Origin of the sequence: Rhizobium sp. BR 249 (assembly GCF_047445895.1) — a bacterium.
Lineage (GTDB): Bacteria > Pseudomonadota > Alphaproteobacteria > Rhizobiales > Rhizobiaceae > Rhizobium.
In genome coordinates this window covers 1-3,603 of the sequence record NZ_JARWKX010000050.1, presented here as the reverse complement: position 1 = coordinate 3,603, position 3,603 = coordinate 1, and the positions used below count along the sequence as shown (strand labels likewise).

Here is a 3,603-nt window from a genome sequence, read left to right as displayed (position 1 = left end):
ACATAGGAAGGTCCTGCCTGCGAAGACCCATCATGCGGCGGCCGTGTGCCGACCGCGCAGACAACCCTGCTCCCGGCGCTGGACAGCTTTGAAGACAACATCGCCCAACCAATCGAATCCACCGCGCTACGCCGTCCCCAAAAGCGGCGCCGATGCCTAATGACAAAACAGCCTTGACTAAGGCAATGCGATTAGACAACCGCTGCACACTTTTGCGCGACATGCTCTAGCCGCCTTTGCTTGCCGCTTTTCCATCATGCATCTGCCGGCGCAGCAGTGCGACGAGTTCGCCGACCGCTGTCTTCAGCTGTTCCGGCAGAAAGCCGCCGAAACCGAGCATCAGGCCGGGGCGGGCCAGCTGGCCGGCATACATGGGGGAGATGGCGCGCACTGCGATGCCGGCAGACAGGGCGCGTGTCGCGATCCGCACGTCATCGGTCCCCTCGGGCAGCCAGAGGAGAATATGCATGCCCTGGTCGCTCGGCTCGATACGGCACCCCTCGGGCAAGGCCTGCTCCAGTGCCGACAGCAGGATGGCGCGGCGTTCGGCGTAGAGGCCGCGGATGCGGCGGATATGGGCTTCGAAATAACCCTCCTTCATGTAAGCGGCGAGAACGTGCTGTTCTGATGTCGGCGAATGCCGGTCGAGAATGGCGCGCGCACCGGCGAAGGCTTCCGCGAGCTGAGGAGGGGCGATGACATAACCTAAGCGCAGCGAAGGAAAGAGCACCTTGCTGAAGGTGCCGAGATAGATGACGCGTGAGGGACAAAGGCCCTGCATCGAGGGGAAGGGGTGGCCGGCGTAACGCAATTCGCTGTCGTAATCGTCCTCGACGATCCAGGCGCGGGCCTGGTCGGCCCAGGCGATCAGGGCGTTGCGCCGCGCCATGCTGAGCGGCATGCCGATCGGGTATTGGTGCGACGCCGTCACGAAGGCGGCGCGCGCCTGCGGGCAGAGTTCGAGGCCGCGCTCCACGTTCATTCCCTGCGCATCGACCGGGACGCGGTGCGTGCGCAGGCCGAGATCGTCGAGCACGGCGGTGAGGCCGGGATAGGCCGGGTCTTCGGCCCAGACAGGATCATCGCGCGAGAGAAGCACGCGGCCGGCCATGTAGAGGCCCTGCTGGGTGCCCGATGTGACGACGACCTGTTCCGGTTCGCAATGAACCGCGCGGGCGCGGCGGACGTGTTCGGCAATGGCGACCCTGAGTTCGAGCAGGCCCATCGGATCTTGATAGCCCGATGGGGCAGCCTCTCTCGACGCGCGCACCCGATTGCCGAGACGGCGCCAGTTGTCGTCCGGCGCGATGCCGGAGGCCGGGACGGCGATGGCGAAGGGAACGGGCGGGTGAGGGGCGAGGGCGCGGGCGACCGATATCAGCCGGGCGGCCGGGGCAGGCAGGTCCAGGCTATCCGCAGCCGGCGTTGCCGGTGGCGGCGCAAACGCCGGGGCCGCATCCATCAGAGCCGCGGCAATACGGGTTCCGGCCCCGACTCTTGCTTCGAGATAGCCTTCGGCGGTCAGTTGGTCGAATACCTCGACGACGGTGCCGCGGGCGATCCTCAGGGAGGCCGCGAGCGTGCGCGTCGAGGGAAGGCGTTCGCCCGGCCTCAGCTCGCCGCGGGCAATGGCGTTCCTGAGAGCCTGTGCAAGCTGGCGGCCAATATTGGCCGTTCGATCGATCGCATGGAGCGAAGGGATTTCGATGGTGCTGCGCCGTTTGGACATTGAAAATGGTCCATGAAGATTCTTGAAAATGGCGCTTCATGATGAACCAATTTTCCGCGAGAAGAAAGCGAGTGGCGGCCTCTGGAAGATGGAAATGCAGGATCTTCTCGTCGTTTATATCGCCTATGTCATCGCGGCAGGCAGCCCCGGGCCAAGCAACATGGCCATCATGAACGTGGCGATGCGCCAGGGGCGCCGGCCGGCGCTTGTGCTCGCCGCCGGGGTGATCACCATGTCGACCTGCTGGGGCCTGATCGCGGTCACCGGCATTTCCACATTGCTGGTTGGCTATGCTCATGCCCTCATCCTCCTCAAGCTCGCGGGTGGGCTCTACCTGCTCTGGCTCGCCTGGAAGGCGGCTCGCTCGGCCGTTGCCACGGATGTGCCGGCAGGCGAGTCCGCCCGGCCTGCCGCTGCGCTCGGCGCGCTGTATCGGCGTGGAATCCTCATGCATCTCGGAAACCCGAAGGCGGTGCTGGCCTGGGTGGCGATCATGTCGCTCGGCCTCAAGCCCGGCGCTTCGCCTGAAATGGCCGTCATGGCTTTCGGCGGCTGCGTGCTGCTCGGGATCTCGATATTTTCAGGCTATGCCGTGCTCTTCTCGACGGCGCCGATGGTGCGCGGCTACGCGCGGGCGCGCCGCTGGATCGAGGCAGGTCTTGCCGTCTTCTTCGCCGGCGCGGGTTCGCGCCTGCTGTTCTCCCATTGACCGCCCTTTGAGGACTGCATCATGTCTCCTTCGCCGTTTCATGGCCTCTCGGCCTTTCCGCCAACGCCTGCCGATCCGGGGGGCCGGGTCGACACCGAGGGGCTCGGCCGCTTGCTGGAACGGTTGTGCGAGGCAGGTGTCGCTTCCATCGGCCTTCTCGGCAGCACCGGGATCTATGCCTATCTCACGCGCGAGGAGCGGCTGCGGGCCGTCAAGGCGGCGGTCGAATGCGTCAAAGGCCGTGTTCCGCTCGTCGTCGGCGCTGGCGCGTTGAGGACGGACCATGCCGTGGATCTCGCCAGGGATGCCGAGGCTGCCGGTGCGGATGCGCTTCTGCTTGCGCCCGTATCCTATACGCCGCTGACCCAGGAGGAGGCCTACCAGCACTTCCTCGCCGTGGCGAAGGCGACCGGGCTGCCGCTCTGCATCTACAACAATCCCGGCACGACGCACTTCACCTTCAGCCGCGAGCTTCTGCAGCGCCTCTCCGATATGGAGACGATCAAAGCGGTGAAGATGCCGCTGCCTGTTGATGGCGACCTGCGAGGGGAGCTTGCGCTATTGCGGGAAAAGACCGATCTCGCGATCGGCTACAGCGGCGATTGGGGTGCTGCCGAAGCGCTCTCTTCAGGCGCGGACGCCTGGTACAGCGTCATCGGCGGCCTGCTTTCGCGCACGGCGCTTGCTTTGACCAGAGCCGCGATGGCCGGCAATGACGGTGAGGCGCGCCGGCTCGATGGCCTGCTGCAGCCGCTCTGGGACCTGTTTAAGGCATATGGAAGCATTCGCGTGATCTATATGCTGGCCGGGCATTTTCTGGATGTCCGGGCGGAGCTTCCGCGTCCCCTCCTGCCGCTTGGGCCGGCGGACCGGCAGCGCGTGCTCGATGCCGCCCGGCCGCTGATCGAGCTCGAACGTCAATCCTTGTTGTAAAGGCTGCTCAGCGGCTTTTTCAGGATGCTTTCGCGCAGCGACGTGCCTGGCTCCCGGCGGGTGATCGGCGGCTGGTCGGTCGGTGGCGCCGGCCGGGGAAAGACCGGCTCCTCGCGGCGCAGTTCGCGGCGCAGCGCGTCCAGCCGCGGATCGATCGGGGCCGGCTCGGCCGGGTCCAGCCGCGGCGCCTGCGGCAGCAATTCGCGCCGGTAGGATTCGAGCTGCGCCGAAG

The 3,603-nt window shown here is 66.1% G+C and carries 3 protein-coding genes and 1 pseudogene; 2 read left to right on the top strand and 2 right to left on the bottom strand.

What is annotated here, in order from left to right; all coding sequences use genetic code 11:
* Positions 1 to 226: 226 nt before the first annotated feature.
* A complete protein-coding gene (locus QD408_RS27080; RefSeq protein ID WP_414141421.1) occupies positions 227 to 1,729 on the bottom strand; it encodes a PLP-dependent aminotransferase family protein in 1,503 nt (500 codons plus the stop codon).
* A 94-nt stretch (positions 1,730 to 1,823) separates the two neighbouring features.
* Here QD408_RS27080 and QD408_RS27075 point away from each other — a divergent pair, with 94 nt between their 5' ends.
* Positions 1,824 to 2,438 carry a LysE family translocator gene (locus QD408_RS27075; protein ID WP_088683321.1) on the top strand — a complete coding sequence of 205 codons (615 nt, stop codon included), beginning with the start codon at positions 1,824 to 1,826 and terminating at the stop codon, positions 2,436 to 2,438.
* Between the two features lie 21 nt (positions 2,439 to 2,459).
* Positions 2,460 to 3,371: a dihydrodipicolinate synthase family protein gene (locus QD408_RS27070; protein ID WP_414141420.1), complete on the top strand. Its 912-nt coding sequence runs from the start codon at positions 2,460 to 2,462 to the stop codon at positions 3,369 to 3,371.
* On the opposite strand, the pseudogene QD408_RS27065 reads toward QD408_RS27070, so the two are convergent.
* Positions 3,356 to 3,603: pseudogene (locus QD408_RS27065) on the bottom strand (ATPase); the annotation flags it as partial. The gene QD408_RS27070 and the pseudogene QD408_RS27065 sit on opposite strands and share 16 nt — an antisense overlap.